Source organism: Paracoccus marinus, assembly GCF_007018965.1.
Taxonomy (GTDB): domain Bacteria; phylum Pseudomonadota; class Alphaproteobacteria; order Rhodobacterales; family Rhodobacteraceae; genus Paracoccus; species Paracoccus marinus.
This window is the reverse complement of record NZ_VJYZ01000033.1, coordinates 292,739-309,693: the sequence shown is the minus strand read 5'-3', so window position 1 is coordinate 309,693 and position 16,955 is coordinate 292,739. Positions and strand designations below refer to the sequence as shown.

18 protein-coding genes and 1 tRNA gene are annotated in these 16,955 nt (G+C 68.8%); 16 read left to right on the top strand and 3 right to left on the bottom strand.

Features of this window, described 5'->3' with window-relative positions; translation table 11 throughout:
• A complete protein-coding gene (locus FNF32_RS13735; RefSeq protein WP_131672921.1) occupies window positions 1–1,449 on the bottom strand; it encodes a TrkH family potassium uptake protein in 1,449 nt (482 codons plus the stop codon).
• Window positions 1,450–1,564: 115 nt separating this feature from the next.
• Between FNF32_RS13735 and FNF32_RS13730 the strand changes: the two genes are divergently transcribed.
• From FNF32_RS13730 to FNF32_RS13700, 7 genes are all read left to right on the top strand, one after another.
• A tRNA-Gly gene (locus FNF32_RS13730) sits at window positions 1,565–1,638 on the top strand.
• A gap of 464 nt (window positions 1,639–2,102) precedes the next feature.
• A complete protein-coding gene (locus tag FNF32_RS13725) occupies window positions 2,103–2,564 on the top strand; it encodes an N-acetylmuramic acid 6-phosphate etherase family protein (RefSeq protein ID WP_131672922.1) in 462 nt (153 codons plus the stop codon).
• Between the two features lie 52 nt (window positions 2,565–2,616).
• A complete protein-coding gene (locus tag FNF32_RS13720) occupies window positions 2,617–3,873 on the top strand; it encodes an ABC transporter substrate-binding protein (RefSeq protein ID WP_131672923.1) in 1,257 nt (418 codons plus the stop codon).
• A 90-nt stretch (window positions 3,874–3,963) separates the two neighbouring features.
• Window positions 3,964–4,881: a carbohydrate ABC transporter permease gene (locus FNF32_RS13715; RefSeq protein ID WP_131672924.1), complete on the top strand. Its 918-nt coding sequence runs from the start codon at window positions 3,964–3,966 to the stop codon at window positions 4,879–4,881.
• Window positions 4,882–4,891: 10 nt separating this feature from the next.
• The gene (locus FNF32_RS13710; RefSeq protein ID WP_131672925.1) at window positions 4,892–5,731 is read left to right on the top strand and encodes a carbohydrate ABC transporter permease; all 840 of its coding nucleotides are present in this window, start codon (window positions 4,892–4,894) and stop codon (window positions 5,729–5,731) included.
• Complete coding sequence (locus FNF32_RS13705) at window positions 5,728–6,771, top strand: Gfo/Idh/MocA family protein (protein ID WP_221930735.1); 1,044 nt, start codon at window positions 5,728–5,730, stop codon at window positions 6,769–6,771. The genes FNF32_RS13710 and FNF32_RS13705 overlap by 4 nt, the downstream gene beginning before the upstream one ends.
• On the top strand, window positions 6,759–7,757 hold the full coding sequence (locus FNF32_RS13700) for an ABC transporter ATP-binding protein (protein ID WP_131672926.1): 999 nt from the start codon (window positions 6,759–6,761) through the stop codon (window positions 7,755–7,757). Before FNF32_RS13705 ends, FNF32_RS13700 begins: the two co-directional genes overlap by 13 nt.
• A 49-nt stretch (window positions 7,758–7,806) precedes the next feature.
• Here FNF32_RS13700 and FNF32_RS13695 read toward each other — a convergent pair whose 3' ends face one another.
• Window positions 7,807–8,694 (bottom strand): LysR family transcriptional regulator, encoded by an 888-nt coding sequence (locus tag FNF32_RS13695; protein WP_131672927.1) that lies wholly within the window; start codon window positions 8,692–8,694, stop codon window positions 7,807–7,809.
• Window positions 8,695–8,802: 108 nt separating this feature from the next.
• On the opposite strand from FNF32_RS13695, the gene FNF32_RS13690 reads away from it, so the two are divergent.
• From FNF32_RS13690 to truA, 6 genes are read left to right on the top strand one after another with little or no spacing between them, the layout of a single operon-like run.
• On the top strand, window positions 8,803–9,417 hold the full coding sequence (locus FNF32_RS13690; protein WP_131672928.1) for a nitroreductase family protein: 615 nt from the start codon (window positions 8,803–8,805) through the stop codon (window positions 9,415–9,417).
• On the top strand, window positions 9,414–10,391 hold the full coding sequence (locus FNF32_RS13685; protein WP_131672929.1) for an EamA family transporter: 978 nt from the start codon (window positions 9,414–9,416) through the stop codon (window positions 10,389–10,391). The genes FNF32_RS13690 and FNF32_RS13685 overlap by 4 nt, the downstream gene beginning before the upstream one ends.
• Window positions 10,392–10,431: 40 nt before the next feature.
• Window positions 10,432–12,264 (top strand): adenine deaminase, encoded by a 1,833-nt coding sequence (ade, locus tag FNF32_RS13680; protein WP_221930734.1) that lies wholly within the window; start codon window positions 10,432–10,434, stop codon window positions 12,262–12,264.
• A gap of 45 nt (window positions 12,265–12,309) precedes the next feature.
• On the top strand, window positions 12,310–12,444 hold the full coding sequence (locus FNF32_RS15775) for a hypothetical protein (RefSeq protein ID WP_281285686.1): 135 nt from the start codon (window positions 12,310–12,312) through the stop codon (window positions 12,442–12,444).
• A gap of 9 nt (window positions 12,445–12,453) precedes the next feature.
• Window positions 12,454–13,488, top strand: coding sequence for a 5-bromo-4-chloroindolyl phosphate hydrolysis family protein (locus tag FNF32_RS13675; RefSeq protein WP_143796696.1), 1,035 nt, complete (start codon window positions 12,454–12,456; stop codon window positions 13,486–13,488).
• A 7-nt stretch (window positions 13,489–13,495) separates the two neighbouring features.
• Window positions 13,496–14,362 carry a tRNA pseudouridine(38-40) synthase TruA gene (gene truA / locus FNF32_RS13670; RefSeq protein WP_131672931.1) on the top strand — a complete coding sequence of 289 codons (867 nt, stop codon included), beginning with the start codon at window positions 13,496–13,498 and terminating at the stop codon, window positions 14,360–14,362.
• Here truA and FNF32_RS13665 read toward each other — a convergent pair.
• Window positions 14,265–15,050 (bottom strand): sugar transferase, encoded by a 786-nt coding sequence (locus FNF32_RS13665; RefSeq protein ID WP_281285685.1) that lies wholly within the window; start codon window positions 15,048–15,050, stop codon window positions 14,265–14,267. The genes truA and FNF32_RS13665 overlap by 98 nt on opposite strands.
• A gap of 193 nt (window positions 15,051–15,243) precedes the next feature.
• On the opposite strand from FNF32_RS13665, the gene FNF32_RS13660 reads away from it, so the two are divergent.
• From FNF32_RS13660 to tsaB, 3 genes are all read left to right on the top strand, one after another.
• On the top strand, window positions 15,244–15,699 hold the full coding sequence (locus FNF32_RS13660; RefSeq protein ID WP_131672932.1) for a universal stress protein: 456 nt from the start codon (window positions 15,244–15,246) through the stop codon (window positions 15,697–15,699).
• Window positions 15,700–15,779: 80 nt separating this feature from the next.
• Entirely contained in the window at window positions 15,780–16,340 is a 561-nt protein-coding gene (locus tag FNF32_RS13655; protein WP_131672933.1) for a NifU family protein, read from the top strand.
• Window positions 16,333–16,953: a tRNA (adenosine(37)-N6)-threonylcarbamoyltransferase complex dimerization subunit type 1 TsaB gene (tsaB, locus tag FNF32_RS13650; protein WP_131672934.1), complete on the top strand. Its 621-nt coding sequence runs from the start codon at window positions 16,333–16,335 to the stop codon at window positions 16,951–16,953. Before FNF32_RS13655 ends, tsaB begins: the two co-directional genes overlap by 8 nt.
• Window positions 16,954–16,955: the final 2 nt, after the last annotated feature.

The window sequence follows — 16,955 nt, the reverse complement described above, 5'->3', positions numbered from 1 at the left end:
CTACTGCCGCCAGAAGCGCGGCAGGAACAGCACGTATACGGCCAGCAGCTCAAGCCGGCCCACATACATCCCCGCGATCATCAGCCACTTGGCGCTGGCCGGGAACCCGGCGACCGATCCGTTCGCCGTGACCTCCGGCCCCCAGGCGGGGCCGACGTTGGTGATCGCGGTCCAGGCGGCGGTCAGCGCGGTGCGGGTGTGCAGCCCGGTCAGCGCCAGCGCCACGATCAGGACGCCGAAGGTCAGCATGAACAGCGTGAAGAACGCCGTGACCGAGGTGACCACGTCGGGATCCAGCCTGCGCCCCTCGAACCGGGGGTGGGCCACGCGGTGGGGCGACTGCATCCGCACGATCTGCGCCTCGACGGACCGGATCAGCACCTGGTAGCGGAAGATCTTGACCGAGCAGGCGGTGGACCCCGTGCAGCCGCCGATCAGCCCGCCCACGATCAGCAGCGCCAGCGCCAGTTCCCCCCAGCGCTGCGGATCGGCCGAGAAGTAGCCGGTGCCCGAAACGGTCGTGACGACGTTGAACGAGGTCTCGCGCAGCAGGTGGCCCAGGTCCGTCTCACCCAGAAACAGCATCCGGTAAAGGACGATCAGCCCGGTGATCGTGCCCAGCACCATTAGGTAGGCGTGGATCTGGCTGTCGCGCCACAGCGGCCGGATGTCGCCGTAGACCGCCTGCACGATCCGCACGAACGGGATCGTGGCCAGGATCATGAACACGCAGGACGCGATCTCAAGCGGGCCGATGAAAGCCCCGAAACTGGCGTCCCGGCTGGAAAAGCCGCCGCTCGACGCGGTGGTCATCGCGTGGAAGATCGCGTCGAATCCCGACATGCCGAGGGCCGCGTAGGTCACGGCGCAGGCGATCGTCAGCAGGATGTAGATGCGCGTGATCTCGGATGCGATCTGGCCCGCGCGGGGCATGATCTTGCCCAGCGTGTCGAACCCTTCCGACCGGAAGAACTGCATGCCCCCGATCCGCATCACCGGCAGGAACAGCATCGCCACGACGATGATCCCCAGCCCGCCGGTCCATTGCAGCATCGCCCGCCACAGGTGGGTGCCCAGGGGCAGGCCGTCGAGGTCGGGAAACGCCGTCGCGCCGGTGGTCGTCATGCCCGACATCGCCTCGAACAGCGCATCGACGAAGCTGGCATGCGGCTCGCCCATGACGAACGGCAGCGCGCCGACGACAGGCAGAACCAGCCACACGCCCGAGGTCAGCAGGAACGCCTGTTCCAGCATCAACTCGCCCCCGCGCCCGGCGGTGGCAATGGCGACCAGAGCGCCCAGAAGCGCGCAGATCAGCCCGACTTCGGCGAACACCTGCCAGTGCGGATCGCCCGCCCACCAGTCCACCACGCCCGGCGCCACCATCAGCGCGCCGAAGACGGCCGTGAGGCGGCCGATGGAATGGGCAACGGGGCGGACGTCGATCATGACGCCTGACTGCCCGCGCGCCTGCGGCAAATCAAGGGACCGTGGGACCGGGCCGTTGCGCCGCCCGACGCAACGCTTGCGCCCCCGCCCCGCCCCGGCCTATATCGGGCGGGTCGCGGGTGTAGCTCAATGGTAGAGCAGCAGCCTTCCAAGCTGAATACGTGGGTTCGATTCCCATCACCCGCTCCACGCGTTTCGAATATTTAGCTAAACCCCGTCGCGGCGCGATTTGATGGGCGTCCTTGAATGCACGCCACACGCGGCACAGTTTGCTGCAGATGATGCGGCAGAGTTGCGCGGAGGGTCGGTTTCAAAGATCAACGCACTTGAAGAGCTCAACGCACACTCGATCTCGATGCCGAGGTAGCGGTGTGTACTGTCATATTCGTGTGTGGCCGGCAGAACGCGGCGCCGACGGTGCAGCGCATTGCGCAGACCTGTTCAGCAGGAAACGACTTTATTGTTTTTTGCTTCCCAAGATTTGATCTAAGTCGTCAGCCATCATTTCGGCAAGTCGATTTTGTCCCGTTCGCCAATTGATCTCCGGAAGGCGGGAAATCCTGATCTACCATTACAGCGCTTATCGAACGCTCCGAACAAGGGGCTTTACACACGGCATCGCCTCGGCCTTTTCTGACGGACGGAGGAATCACGTGGACGATCGCCCTACCGAACTGCGCCACACACAGGCGGACGGGCTGCATCTGCGCCCGGCGGCAGAGATCGGTGCGCTGATCGTGAAGGCGCAAGGCCACGCGATCCACGTAGGCACGCCGCCGGAACCGGTGGCGGGCTCGACCCGGCTTGGCGCGGCAACCGCGCAAAAGGCCGCGCTGAACCCGATTTCCATGCCGGTCGGCATTGGACCTGGCCACGTCCACGACGGCTCCATGGTCAACGTCCGGGCCGGCAATGCCAAGCTGGTCGGCCGTCCCGCGCGGATCGTGGCGCGCGTCGCCCGCGTCGATGAGGCAGCGGCGAAGGGCGCGCTGGCGCGGACCCGCGGTGGGGTGAAGCGGGCGATGCTGATCGCGCAGGGACAAACGCTTGAAGACGCGGAACATGCCCTGCAGCAAAGCGGGGGCCACCTCGCGCCATTGCTGCAGGCCAACTGACCACAAGAAAGAACCACCGGGCGCGCAAAGCCGCCCTTGCAGGGAGACGACGATGAAGAAGATCCTTGGAACCGCAGTTCTGGCGGGCACGGTGATAAGCGGGGCCGCCTGGGCACAAGATGTCACGCTGAACATCGAAAGCTGGCGCAACGATGATATCGCCGTCTGGCAGGACACGCTGATCCCCGCGTTCGAGGCGGCCAATCCCGGCATCAAGGTAACATTTTCGCCCACCGCCCCGGCCGACTACAACGCCGTCCTGAACTCCAAGCTGGATGCGGGTTCGGCCGGGGACCTGATTACCTGCCGCCCGTTCGACGCCTCGCTCGAGCTTTACGACAAGGGCCAGCTTGCCGACCTGACCTCGCTCGCGTCGATGGCGAACTTCTCGGACGTGGCGAAGTCCGCCTGGCAGACGGATGACGGCGCGGCGACGTTCTGCGTGCCGATGGCATCGGTCATTCACGGCTTTCTCTACAACGCCGACGCCTTCGCCGAACTGGGGATCGAGCCGCCGGCGACCGAGGCGGAGTTCTACGCCGCGCTCGACAAGATCAAGGCCGACGGAACCTATGTGCCGATGGCGATGGGCACGGTGGACCAGTGGGAAGCCGCGACCATGGGCTACCAGAACATCGGCCCGAACTACTGGAAGGGCGAGGAAGGCCGCAAGGCCCTGATCGAGGGCACCCAGAAGCTGACGGACGAACCCTGGGTCGCGCCCTTCACCCAGCTGGCGAAATGGAAGGACTACCTCGGCGACGGATTCGAGGCGCAGACCTATCCCGACAGCCAAAACCTGTTCACCCTGGGCCGCGCCGCGGTCTATCCGACCGGTTCATGGGAAATCGGCGTCTTCAACCCGCAGGTTTCGTTCAAGATGGGCGCCTTCTCGCCGCCGGTGCAGAACGCGGGTGACGAGTGCTATATCTCGGATCACACCGACATCGCGCTGGGCATGAATGCCAAGACCGCCCACCCGGAAGAAGCGAAGAAGCTTCTGGAATGGGTCGGCTCGCCGGAATTCGCCACGCTTTACGCCAATGCGCTGCCGGGCTTCTTCTCGCTCAATTCCACCCCGGTCGAAATGGAAGACCCGGTGGCGAGGGAATTCGTTTCGTGGCGCGAGAAATGCAAGCCGACGATCCGCTCGACCTACCAGATCCTGTCGCGCGGCACGCCAAACCTTGAGAACGAGACGTGGAACGCGTCGGCCAACGTGATCCGCGGGACCGAGACGCCCGAAGCTGCCGCCCAGCGGCTGCAGGAAGGCCTCGCCTCGTGGTACGAGCCGCAGAAGGCGAAGTGACCTGACCGACCGGTCTTTCCGCCCCCTGGAAGGCCGGGACCGACCCCGGCCTTCTTCCGCGACGAACGACTTCTGACGAAAGGTGCGATCATGGCGAGGCGACCGGCCATCCGCTGGCACATCGCGGTGTTCCTGGCACCTGCGGTGCTGGTCTACAGCGCGATCATGATTCTGCCGCTGTTCAGCACGCTAAACCTGTCGCTGTTCACCGCGACCGACGGCGGAACCGCCTTCGTCGGGCTGCAGAACTTCCGCACCCTGTTCGGCGATCCGCGCTGGTCCTCGGCGTTCTGGAACGCGCTCGGCAACAACCTGTGGTTCTTCGCCGTCCACATGCTGGTGCAGAACCCGATCGGCATCCTGCTGGCCGCGCTGCTGTCGCAGCCCGCGCTTCGCTTTTCGGCCTTCTACCGCACCGCGATCTTCATCCCGACGATCCTGAGCTTCGTCGTCGTGGGCTTCATCTGGAAGCTGATCCTGTCGCCGCTCTGGGGGATCGCGCCCGACCTGCTGGACATGGTCGGGCTGAAAAGCCTGTTCGCGCCGTGGCTCGGCCGCGAGGAGTACGCGCTCACGACGCTCGCCCTGATCTCGGTCTGGCAGTTCGTCGGCATCCCGATGATGCTGATCTACGCCGCGCTGCTGTCGATCCCCGACGACATCATCGAGGCGGCGGAAATGGACGGGATCACCGGCTGGTCGCAGTTCTGGCGCATCAAGCTGCCGCTGATCCTGCCGGCGATCGGGATCATCTCGATCCTGACCTTCGTCGGCAACTTCAACGCCTTCGACCTGATCTATGTGAGCCAGGGCGCGCTGGCCGGGCCGAACTTCGCGACCGACATCCTCGGCACCTTCCTTTATCGCACCTTCTTCGGCTTCCAGTTGCAGCTTGGCGATCCGCACATGGGCGCGACGATCGCCACGGCCATGTTCGGCATCATCCTCATCGGCGTCTGCAGCTACCTGTTCCTGATCCAGCGGCGCCTGCGCCGCTACCAGTTCTGATGGCCCGGGCATGAGCCGAACCCGCCATTTCCCCGCCCGCGCTTTCGCCGCCCATGCGGTGCTGATCGTGTGGACGCTGATCGCGCTGTTCCCGGTCTTCGTGACCGTCGTGAACAGCTTCAAGTCGAAACGGGCGATCTTCACCCAGCCGCTGGCGCTGCCGGGCCCCGAAACCTTCGATCTCGTCGGGTACCAGACGGTGGCGGCGCAGGGCGACTTCGTGGCCTACTTCCAGAACTCGCTGGTCGTGACCTGCCTGAGCCTGTTCTTCGTCCTGCTGTTCGGGGCGATGGCGGCCTTTGCGCTATCGGAATACCGCTTTCGCGGCAACATGCTGATGGGACTCTACCTCGCGCTCGGCATCATGATCCCGATCCGGCTCGGCACAGTGGCGATCCTGCAGATGATGGTGGCGACGGGGCTGGTGAACACGCTGGCCGCGCTGATCCTCGTCTACACCGCGCAGGGGCTTCCGCTCGCGGTGTTCATCCTGTCGGAGTTCATGCGGTCGGTTTCGGACGACCTGAAGAACGCCGGGCGGATCGACGGACTGTCGGAATACCGAATCTTCTTCCAGCTTGTGCTGCCGCTCGTCCGGCCGGCGATGGCGACGGTCGCGGTGTTCACCATGATCCCGATCTGGAACGACCTCTGGTTTCCGCTGATCCTCGCCCCGTCCGAGGCGACCAAGACCATCACCCTTGGAAGCCAGGTGTTCCTTGGCCAGTTCGTGTCGAACTGGAACGCGGTGCTTGCGGCGCTGTCGCTGGCGATCCTGCCGGTGCTGGTCCTTTACCTGATCTTCTCCCGGCAGCTGATCCGGGGCATTACAGCGGGGGCCGTCAAGTGATTCGCGTCCTTGTCGCGGGCCTGGGCAACATGGGCCAGAGCCATGCGCTCGCCTATCACAGGGATCCGGCCTACCGGATCGTCGGGCTGGTCAACCGCAGCCCGCGCCCGCTGCCGCCCGAATTGGCGGGCTACCCCCTGTTCGAGGACTATTCCGAGGCGCTGGCCGCAACCGCGCCCGATCTCGTCTGCGTGGCCACCTACACCGACACCCATGCCGACTACGCCGTGGCGGCGATGGAGGCGGGGGCCCATGTCTTCGTGGAAAAGCCCCTCGCCGGCAACGTCGCCGACGCGCGGCGCGTCGTCGATGCCGCCACGCGGCTGGGTCGAAAGCTGGTCGTCGGCTACATCCTGCGCCATCACCCGAGCTGGCAGCGCCTGATCGCCGAGGCGCGCGACCTTGGCGGACCCTACGTCTTCCGCCTGAACCTCAACCAGCAAAGCACCGGCCCGACGTGGGACGTGCACAAGGCGCTGATGGACACGACGCCGCCGATCGTCGATTGCGGCGTCCACTACGTCGACGTGATGCTGCAGATCACCGACGCCGCCCCGGTCGAGGTGCGTGGCATGGGCCTGCGGCTTTCCCCCGAGATCGCACCCGACATGTACAACTACGGCCACTTTCAGGTCCTGTTCGCGGATGGATCGCTTGGCTGGTACGAGGCCGGGTGGGGGCCGATGATGTCGGACACCGCCTTCTTCGTGAAGGACGTGGTCAGCCCGAATGGCGCGGTCTCGATCAGGATGCCCGAAAGCGCGCGCTCGGACGACATCGACACGCATACGAAAACCTCGACGCTGCGGGTGCACCGCGTCGGGCGGGACGACGAGGACCTGTCGATGGCGGACGAGCCGGACCATCAGGATCTCTGCGACCGCGAGCAGGCGTTCGTGGCCCGCGCGATCGCCGAGGATCTGGATCTTTCGGGCCACATGCACGACGCAGTGCGGTCGCTGGCGATCTGCCTCGCGGCGGATGAAAGCGTGCGGAGCGGGCAAATCGTGACATTGCAAGGAATGGAATGGGCCAGCTAACTCTTTCCGGCGTAACGAAGAAGTTCGGACCCGTCGACGTGATCCAGGGCGTGGACCTTGCGGTCGCGGACGGCGAGTTCTGCGTGTTCGTCGGCCCGTCGGGCTGCGGTAAATCCACGCTTCTCAAGCTGATCGCCGGGCTGGAAAGCGCCACCGCCGGCAGGCTGACGCTGGACGGACGCGACATCACCAACCTGCCGCCCGCGAAGCGAGAGATCGCGATGGTGTTCCAGTCCTACGCGCTTTACCCGCATCTGACCGTGCGCGACAACATGGGGCTGGCGCTGCGACAGGCGGGCCGCCCGAAGGCCGAGGTACGGGCCGCCACCGACCGCGCCGCCGCGATGCTGTCGCTGGATACGCTGCTTGACCGCCGTCCGGCCGAGCTGTCCGGCGGCCAGCGCCAGCGGGTCGCGATCGGCCGCGCGATCGTGCGGCGGCCGAAGCTCTTCCTGTTCGACGAGCCGCTTTCGAACCTCGACGCCGCGCTGCGCGTCAACACCAGGATCGAGATCGCGAAGCTGCACCGCGAACTCGGCGCGACCATGATCTACGTCACCCACGACCAGGTCGAGGCCATGACGCTTGCCGACCGGATCGTGGTGCTGCGGGCGGGCAAGGTCGAACAGATCGGCGCGCCGATGGAACTCTACAACGATCCCGCCAACACCTTCGTGGCAGGCTTCATCGGCTCTCCGCGCATGAACTTCCTGAAGTCGGCGGCGCTCGGAATGTCCTCGCACACCGCGGGGGTCCGGCCCGAGCAGTTGCAGTTCGTTGAAGGACCGGGCGCGATCAGAAGCACCGTCAGCCACGTTGAACGCCTGGGCGGAGAAACGCTCGTTTACCTGCACACCGCAGACCACGGCCTGCTGACCGCAAGGCTGTTCGGCGAACACGATTTCGCAGTGGGAAGCGAGCGAGGGATCACCTTTGCCCCGGACCGCGTGTTCCACTTCGACGAAGCGGGACACCGCCTGCGGTGATCGGCTGCGGCCGGTATCTGGTCGTGCGGTGGTGTACTCGCGTATTCCCTCAGCCCGCGAACTCTCCGATCAGGAAATCCACGAACACCCGGTTCTTCGGGGCGAGATGTTCGCGCGAGGGGTAGATCGCGTACAGCGTCGTGGACGAGGTGATCCAGTCGTCCATCGCGGACACCAGGCGGCCGGCGCGCAGGTCGTCCTCGACATAGGGGCGCGGGATCATCGTCACGCCGAAGCCCGCGCGGACCGCGTCGCGCACCGCAAGGCTTGACGACACCGCGTAGCGCCCGCCCACGGCCACGCGGCGGATGCGCCCGCCCTGCCCGAACTCCCACGTGCCGGGATGGCCCGCGAGGCTGAAGAGGATGCAGTTATGCGCGGCAAGGTCGGCCGGCGACCGGGGCGTGCCGTGCGCCGCGAAGTAGCCGGGCGAGGCGCAAAGCACGTGCGGCATCACCGCGAGCCTGCGCGCGACCAGCGACGAATCCTCCAGCCGGTCGGTGCCGCGAATGGCGAGGTCGAAGCCTTCGCGCACGATGTCCACGCGCCGGTCGTCCAGATGCAGGTCCAGCCGCAGGTCGGGATGGCGGTCGAGGAAACCGGGGATCGCGCGCGACAACCGCGTGAGCGTCACCGTCATCGGCGCGCTGACCCGCAGCGTCCCGACCGGCGCGGCGCGGCCGGGCGACAGCGCCCGGTCGGCCTCGGCGATCGCGTCGAGCGCGCGGGTGACGTGATCGAGGTAGGTCCGCCCCTCTTCGGTCAGCGACATGCGACGGGTGGTGCGGTTTATCAGGCGGGCGCCCGCATGCGCCTCCAACTCAGCGATGTTCTTGCTGATGGCGGGCGCGGACAGGCCCAGCACCCGCCCCGCGGCGGCAAAGCCGTTGGCGCGGGCGACCTCGCGAAAGACCCGCAGGGCGGTCAGGTGGTCCATAGAATCCGTTCCGTTCGGTGAAGAATGACTTTCCCGGCCGCCAGATTATCAGCCGACGGCGAAATCACTACCTCATGCCCCGGACAGAACGGAACCCGGAGTGTGACGATGACCACCCAGACCCTTGAGCAGATCGAGACCCGCGTGTCGGCGAACCTGTTCGACCCCGCCCACCACCTGACAGAGGCGCAGATCGGCCGGTTGATCGACCTCGCGACCCGCGCGCCGACCGCCTACAACCTGCAGAACTGGCGCTTCGTCGCCGTGCGGTCGGACGCGGAAAAGGCGCGGCTGAAAGACCTTGCGAACGGGCAGCAGAAGGTCGCGGACGCGGCCGTGACCTTCGTCGTCTTCGGCGTTCTGCCGGATGCGGCGACGCTGGGGCCGCGGCTGCGACCGTCGGTCGATGCCGAGATCATGCCGGGCGGCATGGCCACGACCTGGGTCACCGCGGCGGGCGCGCAATACGCGGACCCGCGCGCCAGCCGCGACGAGGCGGTGCGCTCGGCCAGCTTCGGCGCGGCGATGCTGATGCAGGCGGCGCGTGCGATGGGACTTGCGTCGGGGCCGATCGGCGGCTTCGATGCGGCGGGCGTCGCGGCGGCCTATGCCGCATCGGGGGACGAGGTGCCGGTGGTCCTGGTGTCGGTCGGTCGCGCCGCCCCGGGCAACTGGCCCCAAAAGCCCCGCCGCGCGCTGGGCGAAGTGCTGGAGATCGCATGACATCCCCCCACGCGCGCGTCCCCCTCGCAGGCACCCGACCCGCAGGCACCCGACCCGCTGGCACCCGACCCGCAGGCACCCAGCCACCGGGCGGTGCCGCGGACCTGGCGCTGACCGCGATCGCGCCCGCGATCTGGGGCAGCACCTACATCGTCACGACCCAGTTCCTGCCCGGCTTCTCGCCCATCACCGTCGCGATGCTGCGCGCGCTGCCGGCGGGGCTGCTGCTGCTGGCGCTGACCCGGACCCTGCCGCAGGGGATCTGGTGGCTGCGGGTGTTCGTGCTGGGGGCGCTCAACTTCTCGATCTTCTGGGCGATGCTGTTCGTGTCGGCCTACCGCCTGCCCGGCGGGGTGGCGGCGACCGTCGGCGCCATCCAGCCGCTGGTCGTCGTGCTGCTGTCGTCGCTGATGCTGGGCGCGCGGCTGCGCCTGCCATCGGTCGTGGCGGCGCTTGCGGGGGCCGGGGGCGTCGCGCTGCTGGTCCTGTCGCCGGCCGCGCGGCTTGACGGGATCGGGGTCGCCGCCGGGATCGCGGGCGCGGTGTCGATGGCGTTCGGCACCGTCCTGACCCGGCGCTGGCAGCCGCCGGTCTCGCTGCCGACCTTTACCGCGTGGCAGCTGACGGCGGGCGGGCTGCTGCTGGTGCCGCTGGCGCTGTGGCTGGGCCTGGCGATGCCCCGGCCAACGGCGCTGAACCTCGCGGCGCTGGCGTGGCTGGGGCTGATCGGGGCCGCGCTGACCTATGTGCTGTGGTTCCGGGGGCTGGCGCGGCTCGACACCCGCGTCGCGTCGTCGCTGGGGTTCCTGAGCCCGGTCATGGCGGTGCTGCTGGGCTGGGTGTTCCTGGGCCAGAGCCTTGGCTGGCTGCAGATCGCGGGCGCGGCGCTGGTGCTGGCCAGCATCCGGCTGGGGCAGCGGGCGGCGGGCCGTGATTCCGGGCTGGCCGCGACGGCGAAAACCCGGCAGGCTTGAGCCCTTGCCGCAAAGGCCAGGGCGGCGATGGGGGCGGAAGATGATGCAGGAAACATGGGCCCGGTCGGCCCCTGCCCTTGTGGACGTGGCGATGGGCCGGCGTCCGGCCGATCTGGTGATCCGCGGCGGCGCCTGGGTCAACGTCTATTCGGGCGAGGTCATTCCCGGCACCGACATCGCCGTGGCCGAGGGACGCTTCGCCTATGTCGGCCCCGACGCATCAGACGCCGTGGGACCGGGGACCGAGGTCATCGACGCCGCCGGCCGCTACCTTGTCCCGGGTCTCATCGACGCGCACATGCATGTCGAAAGCGGCCTCGTCACCGTGACCGAGTTCGCCCGCGCCGTGATCCCGCACGGCACCACCTCGATGTTCATCGACCCGCACGAGATCGCGAACGTCCTGGGTCTGCCCGGCGTCCGGCTGATGCACGACGAGGCGCGGGGCCTGCCCGTCAACGTCTACGTGCAGGTCCCCAGCTGCGTGCCGAGCGCGCCGGGACTGGAACACGCGGGGGCCGAGCTGACCCCCGCCGACATCGCCGAGGCGCTGAAATGGCCGGGCGTGATCGGGCTGGGCGAGGTGATGAACTTTCCCGGCGTGGTCGGAAACGATCCGAAGATGGTCGCGGGGATCGCCGCGACCGCAGCCGCCGGGCTGACGGTGGGCGGGCACTACGCCTCGCCCGACCTTGGCCGGGCGTTCCACGCCTACGCGGCGGGCGGGCCTGCGGACGACCACGAGGGGACGACGGCCAACGACGCGGTGGCGCGGGTCCGGCAGGGGATGCGGGCGATGCTGCGGCTGGGGTCGGCCTGGCACGACGTTGCGGCGCAGGTGAAGGCGGTGACCGAACGCGGCCTCGACCCGCGCAACTTCGTCCTTTGCACCGACGACAGCCATTCGGGGACGCTGGTGCGCGACGGGCACATGGACCGCGTCGTGCGCCACGCCATCGCGCAGGGGCTGCGGCCGGTGACCGCGATCCAGATGGCGACGCTGAATGCCGCCCAGCATTTCGGGCTGGAACGCGAGATCGGCGCGATCGCGCCGGGGCGGCGGGCGGACCTGATCCTGACCAGCGACCTCGCGGCCCTGCCGGTCGAGATGGTGTTCGCGCGCGGCCGCCTGATGGCGCAGGACGGCGCGCTGACGGGCACGCTGCCCCGGTTCGACTATCCGGCGAGCGCGCGCGGCACGGTGAAGCTGGGCCGCAGCCTTGGGCCCGCCGACTTCGACGTTCCCGCCGCGAACGCGCGCGCGGTGACCGCCCGCGTCATCGGCGTGGTCGAGAACCAGGCGCCCACGCGGGCGCTGGAACGCGTGCTGCCGGTGGCGGACGGGATCGTGCGGATGGACCCGGCCGCCGACGTCTGCCAGGTCGCGCTGGTCGAGCGCCATCGCGGCACCGGCGGGGTCATCAACGGCTTCGTGTCGGGGTTCGGCTACGACCGGCCCTGCGCGGTCGCGTCGACCGTCGCGCATGACAGCCACCACATGATCGTCGTCGGCACCGACAAGGCCTGCATGGCGCGGGCCGCGAACCGCCTGCACGAGGTCGGCGGCGGCATCGTCGTGATCGCGGCGGACGCCCAAGGCGGCGAGCCGCGCGAGCTGGCGCTGGTCGAACTGCCGATCGCGGGGCTGATGTCGGACCGGCCGGCCGAGGTCGTGGCGGCCCAGGCCGACCGGCTGACCCAAGCGATGCGCGACTGCGGTTGCACGCTCAACAACGCCTACATGCAGCATTCGCTGCTGGCGCTGGTGGTGATCCCCGCGCTTCGGATTTCCGACACCGGGCTGATCGACGTGACCCGGTTCGCGCCGACCGAGGTGCTGTCCGCCATTCACGAAAGCCAGGCCCCGGCCTAAAATGATCCGCGCGCGCGGGTTGATCGGGGCGCCGGTCGGGCCGATATGGAACCCGGACCCCGCACGACGACGCCAGAGACGGCCGAAAGGAACACGATGTCCCGCCCCGCCATGCATCGCCTCACCTTCTATCTGCTGATGGGGGTGACGCTTTACGCCTCGCTCGTCGGCGCGGGCTGAGGGCGGGCCATGGCACAGCGTTTCGGCGGCAAGTATTCGCCCATCCCCGGCATGCGCGGCGCGGACGGCAGCGATCCGCTGCCGGTCCCGGCGAGCCAGGCGCGCCACCGGTTCGAATCCCGCACCAAGTGGGTGACGATCATGGCATCGCCGCTGCTGATGACGGCGTTCTTCCAGGGCGCTCCGATCGAGGTGGCGACGCAGATCGGCGGCTTCGGCCTGATCGCGGCGGGGATGATCCTGACACGCGAGGGGCTGCAGGCCGAGGCCGCCTACGACGCCCGCCGGGTGGCGCGCCGGCCCGCGGTGCCGCGCAAGCTGTTCGGCGGGATCATGGCCGGCCTGGGCATCGCGGTGGGCGCGTTCGAGCCGGGCGCGGCGGCGGCGGGGGCCGGCATCCTTGGCTTCACCGGCGCGGTGCTGCACTGGCTGTCCTTCGGCCCCGATCCCACCAAGGACAAGGGGATGGAAGGCGTCGACACCTTCCAGCAGGACCGCGTGGCCCGCGTCATCACCGACGCCGAGGGGTATCTGGCCGGCATCACCGACGCGATCCGCCGCACCGGCGACCGCCAGCTGGAAGCGCGGGTGAACCTGTTTTCCGTGACCGCGCGGACGCTGTTCGACCAGGTCGAGCAGGACCCGGTGTCGCTGTCGTCCGCGCGGCGCTATCTCGGCGTCTATTTGATGGGCGCGCGCGACGCGACGGTGAAGTTCGCGGACCTTTACGCCCAGACCCGCGACCGCCGCGCGCGCGACGACTACGAGGCGCTGCTGACCGATCTGGAACGTAACTTCCGCGCGCTGGCCGACCGGCTGCGGCAGGGCGACCGCACGAACATGGACATCGAGATCAGCGTCCTGCGCGACCGGCTCGCGCGCGAAGGCGTGCGCCTGCCGGCCGAACAGCCGCTGATCGGCCGCCAGCCTGCGACCCAGACGATGGACGACCTGCTGCGGATGCCGGAGCGGGCTGGGGCCGACGGGAACATGCCCGACGCGGCCACGACCACGCGGGCGGCCGACCAGAAGGGCGGGCGCTGACCGGCCCATGCCCCGCTACGCGCTGCTGATCGAATATGCGGGCGGCCCGTTCGCGGGCTGGCAGGCGCAGGCGGACCTGCCCTCGGTTCAGGGCGCGGTCGAGGCTGCGCTGGCGCGGCTGGACCCGGGCTTCGCGCGCGGCGCGCGGATCGCTGCGGCCGGACGGACCGACGCGGGCGTCCATGCCACGGGCCAGGTGGCCCACGCGGATCTGGACCGCGACTGGGACCCGTTCCGTCTGTCCGAGGCGCTGAACTGGCACCTGAAGCCCGCCCCCGTCGCGATCCTCGACGCGGCGCGCGTGCCCGACGACTTCCACGCACGCTTCAGCGCGGTCGAGCGCGCCTATGTGTTCCGCCTGCTCGCGCGGCGCGCGCCCGCGACCCACGACCACGGCCTTGTCTGGCAGGTGCGCCAGCCGCTCGACACCGGCGCGATGCGGGCCGGGGCGGCGCATCTGATCGGGCGGCACGATTTCACCACCTTCCGGTCCACCATGTGCCAGTCGGCCAGCCCGGTGAAGACGCTGGACGAGATCGCGATCGACGAGATGGCGGTTCCCGGCGGCACGGAATACCGCTTTCACCTGCGCGCGCGGTCGTTCCTGCACAACCAGGTGCGGTCAATCGTGGGGACGCTGGAACGGGTGGGCGCGGGCGCATGGGACCCCGCGCGTGTCGGTGCGGCGCTGGATGCCCGCGACCGCGCCGCCTGCGGCCCGGTCTGCCCGCCGCACGGGCTTTACCTTGCGAACGTCGGCTACCCGCAGGATCCGTTCAGCGGCTGTGCTGAGTCTCTGCACGTGCGGCAGGACCGGCCTGGCCCTGGGTCGCCGCACGTTCCGCAAGGCGCTTCGGTTTCCAGCCCGGAATGATGACCGTCATCGAGGTGTTCCAGATGATCCAGAAATCCAGCGCCATGTTGCGGCGGCGCTGGTAGATCATGTCGAGTTGCAGCTTGGTCGGCAGGCAGCGGCGGTAATACGCCGCCTCGGTCGCCTCGGCCGTGTCGCAGGACGCCATGATCCGGTCTTCCTGCGCGTGGTAGATCAGCGTGGCGAGCCCGGTGACGCCCGGCCGCATCCGCAGCACCTGGCCGTATTCGCGGGGAAACCGCTCGACATACTCGCGCAGCGGCGGGCGGGGGCCCACGAAGCTCATGTCGCCGCGCAGGATGTTGAACAGTTGCGGCAGCTCGTCGATGCGGGTCCGGCGCAGGATCCGCCCCACGCTGGTGATCCGCCAGCTCTTGTGCGCGCCGGTCGCGCCCGAATCCTCGTCCACGCGGTGCATGGTGCGGAACTTGAGCAGGTGGAAGCTGTCCTCGGCCGTCTTCATCCGGGGCGCGACGTACAGGATCGGCCGGCCCTGCGACAGCAGCAGCACACCGGCGACGCCAAGCATCACGATCGACAGCGGGATCAGCAGGAACAGGGAAAAGAAGATGTCGAAGGCGCGTTTGGCGACCGTCATGCGGGCAACGGCATCCTGCATCGGCGGCTGCAACGCGATGACGCGTTCAGCGACCGGGTGAGTTCCGTCCCAGTTTTCGGTAACCGCCACGCCCAACCTTTCACCAAGTCTTCACCGGACTCTTTCCGACCCCCTAGCACCACGAAAGGTCAATGAAAATCCATGGAGCGACGAAATAACCGTGATCTTGCGGCGGGCTTGCGGATTTGACACGCTGCGCCGTTGCCCCGCCGCCGTCTCCGCCGCCGGGGCGTGACGGTTCCGGTGCAGGAAAGGAAACCCCGTGCGCAAGTTCCTCGTCGTCCTCGACGACACCCGCGAAAGTCTCAACGCGATCCGCTATGCGGCGCTGCGGGCATCGGCGACCGGCGGATCGGTGCAGGTGCTGGCCGTGATCGCCGCCGACGAGATCCAGCACGGCATGGGCGTGGCCGAGGTAATGCGCGCCGAGGCGCAAGAGCGGCTGGAGGCGCATTTCCAGGTCTTCGCCAAGTGGATGCGCGACAAGACCGCGCTGGAACCCGAGCTGGTCATCCGCGAGGGCGAGCCCAGCGCCGAGTTGCTGGCGCAGATCGGCGCCGACCCCGAGATCGGCGTGGTTGTGCTGGGCGCCTCGACCGAGACGCAGGGGCCGGGGCCGCTGGTCGCGCGGCTCTTGCGCGACGTGGCCTCGCTGCCCTGCCCGCTGACCATCGTGCCCGGCGACATCTCGGCCGAGCGGCTGCAGCAGATCACCTGAAGCGGCGGCGCTGCGGGACGGGCTTTCCTTGACTCGATGCCCCCCTGCGACCATATCCGAACCGTAGCAGGAGCGAGCCCATGTTCATCCAGACGGAAACGACCCCCAACCCCGCGACGCTGAAGTTCCTTCCGGGCGAGACGGTGCTGGCGTCCGGCACGGCCGACTTCCCCGGACCCGACAGCGCCGCCGCAAGCCCGCTGGCGCAACGCCTGTTCGGGGTGCCCGGCGTGGCCGGCGTGTTCCTGGGCAACGACTTCGTCACCGTGACCAAGACCGACCCGGCGCTCTGGGACCAGATCAAGCCGTCGATCCTGGGCGCGATCATGGAACACTACCAGTCGGGCCTGCCCGCGCTGGCCGACAGCGCCCCCGCCGATGACGGGCACAGCGAACACAGCGGCCCCGACGGCGACATCGTGGTGCAGATCAAGGAACTGCTTGACACCCGGGTGCGCCCCGCGGTCGCGCAGGACGGCGGCGACATCACGTTCCACGGCTTCGACCGCGGCGTCGTCTATCTGCACATGAAGGGCGCCTGCGCCGGCTGCCCGTCATCGACCCTGACGCTGAAGATGGGGATCGAGAACCTGCTGCGCCACTACATCCCCGAAGTGACCGAGGTCCGGCCGGTTGCCTGACACGGCCGGTCCCGTCCTCGGCTTCGACACCTCGGCCGCGCATTGCGCGGCCGCTGTCGTATCGGGCGACCGCGTGCTGGCCATGCGGTTCGAGCCGATGGCCAAGGGCCAGGCCGAGCGGCTGATGGGCGTGATCCAGGACACGCTCGCCGCGGCCGGGGTGGGCTTTGCCGACCTCGCCGGGATCGGCGTCGGCGTGGGGCCCGGAAACTTCACCGGCATCCGCATCAGCGTCGCGGCGGCGCGGGGGCTGGCGCTGTCGCTGGGCGTCCCTGCGGTCGGGGTGACGGTGACCGAGGCCGCCGCGCTGGACGCGCCCCGCCCGACCCGCGCGATCGTCGCGGCGCGCGGGGACGAGGTGTTCTGGCAGGACTTCGACGCCACCGGCCCGATGGGCGGGCCCGGCCAGGCGGTGCCTGACGACCTGCCGCCCGGCCCGCCTGTCCACGCCGCCACCGTCCCCGCCGCGGTGGCGATCGCCCGCATCGCCTCAGCCCGGATCATCTCAGCCCGGATCGCGGGCGGCACCCCCATCCCCCGCCCCGCGCCCCTGTACCTGCGCCCGGCCGACGCCGCGCCCCCCCGCGATCCGGCCCCCGTGCTGCTGCCGTAAGT

Bases quoted from the DNA above. Each gene is read 5' to 3' on its own strand.
- ade (WP_221930734.1), top strand. From the start codon at position 10,432: ATGATGCAGGAAACATGGGCCCGGTCGGCCCCTGCCCTTGTGGACGTG.
- FNF32_RS13700 (WP_131672926.1), top strand. From the start codon at position 6,759: ATGGGCCAGCTAACTCTTTCCGGCGTAACGAAGAAGTTCGGACCCGTC.
- FNF32_RS13715 (WP_131672924.1), top strand. From the start codon at position 3,964: ATGGCGAGGCGACCGGCCATCCGCTGGCACATCGCGGTGTTCCTGGCA.
- FNF32_RS13690 (WP_131672928.1), top strand. From the start codon at position 8,803: ATGACCACCCAGACCCTTGAGCAGATCGAGACCCGCGTGTCGGCGAAC.
- FNF32_RS13720 (WP_131672923.1), top strand. From the start codon at position 2,617: ATGAAGAAGATCCTTGGAACCGCAGTTCTGGCGGGCACGGTGATAAGC.
- FNF32_RS13710 (WP_131672925.1), top strand. From the start codon at position 4,892: ATGAGCCGAACCCGCCATTTCCCCGCCCGCGCTTTCGCCGCCCATGCG.
- FNF32_RS13675 (WP_143796696.1), top strand. From the start codon at position 12,454: ATGGCACAGCGTTTCGGCGGCAAGTATTCGCCCATCCCCGGCATGCGC.
- FNF32_RS13735 (WP_131672921.1), bottom strand. From the start codon at position 1,449: ATGATCGACGTCCGCCCCGTTGCCCATTCCATCGGCCGCCTCACGGCC.
- FNF32_RS13685 (WP_131672929.1), top strand. From the start codon at position 9,414: ATGACATCCCCCCACGCGCGCGTCCCCCTCGCAGGCACCCGACCCGCA.
- FNF32_RS13695 (WP_131672927.1), bottom strand. From the start codon at position 8,694: ATGGACCACCTGACCGCCCTGCGGGTCTTTCGCGAGGTCGCCCGCGCC.
- FNF32_RS13655 (WP_131672933.1), top strand. From the start codon at position 15,780: ATGTTCATCCAGACGGAAACGACCCCCAACCCCGCGACGCTGAAGTTC.
- FNF32_RS15775 (WP_281285686.1), top strand. From the start codon at position 12,310: ATGGAACCCGGACCCCGCACGACGACGCCAGAGACGGCCGAAAGGAAC.
- truA (WP_131672931.1), top strand. From the start codon at position 13,496: ATGCCCCGCTACGCGCTGCTGATCGAATATGCGGGCGGCCCGTTCGCG.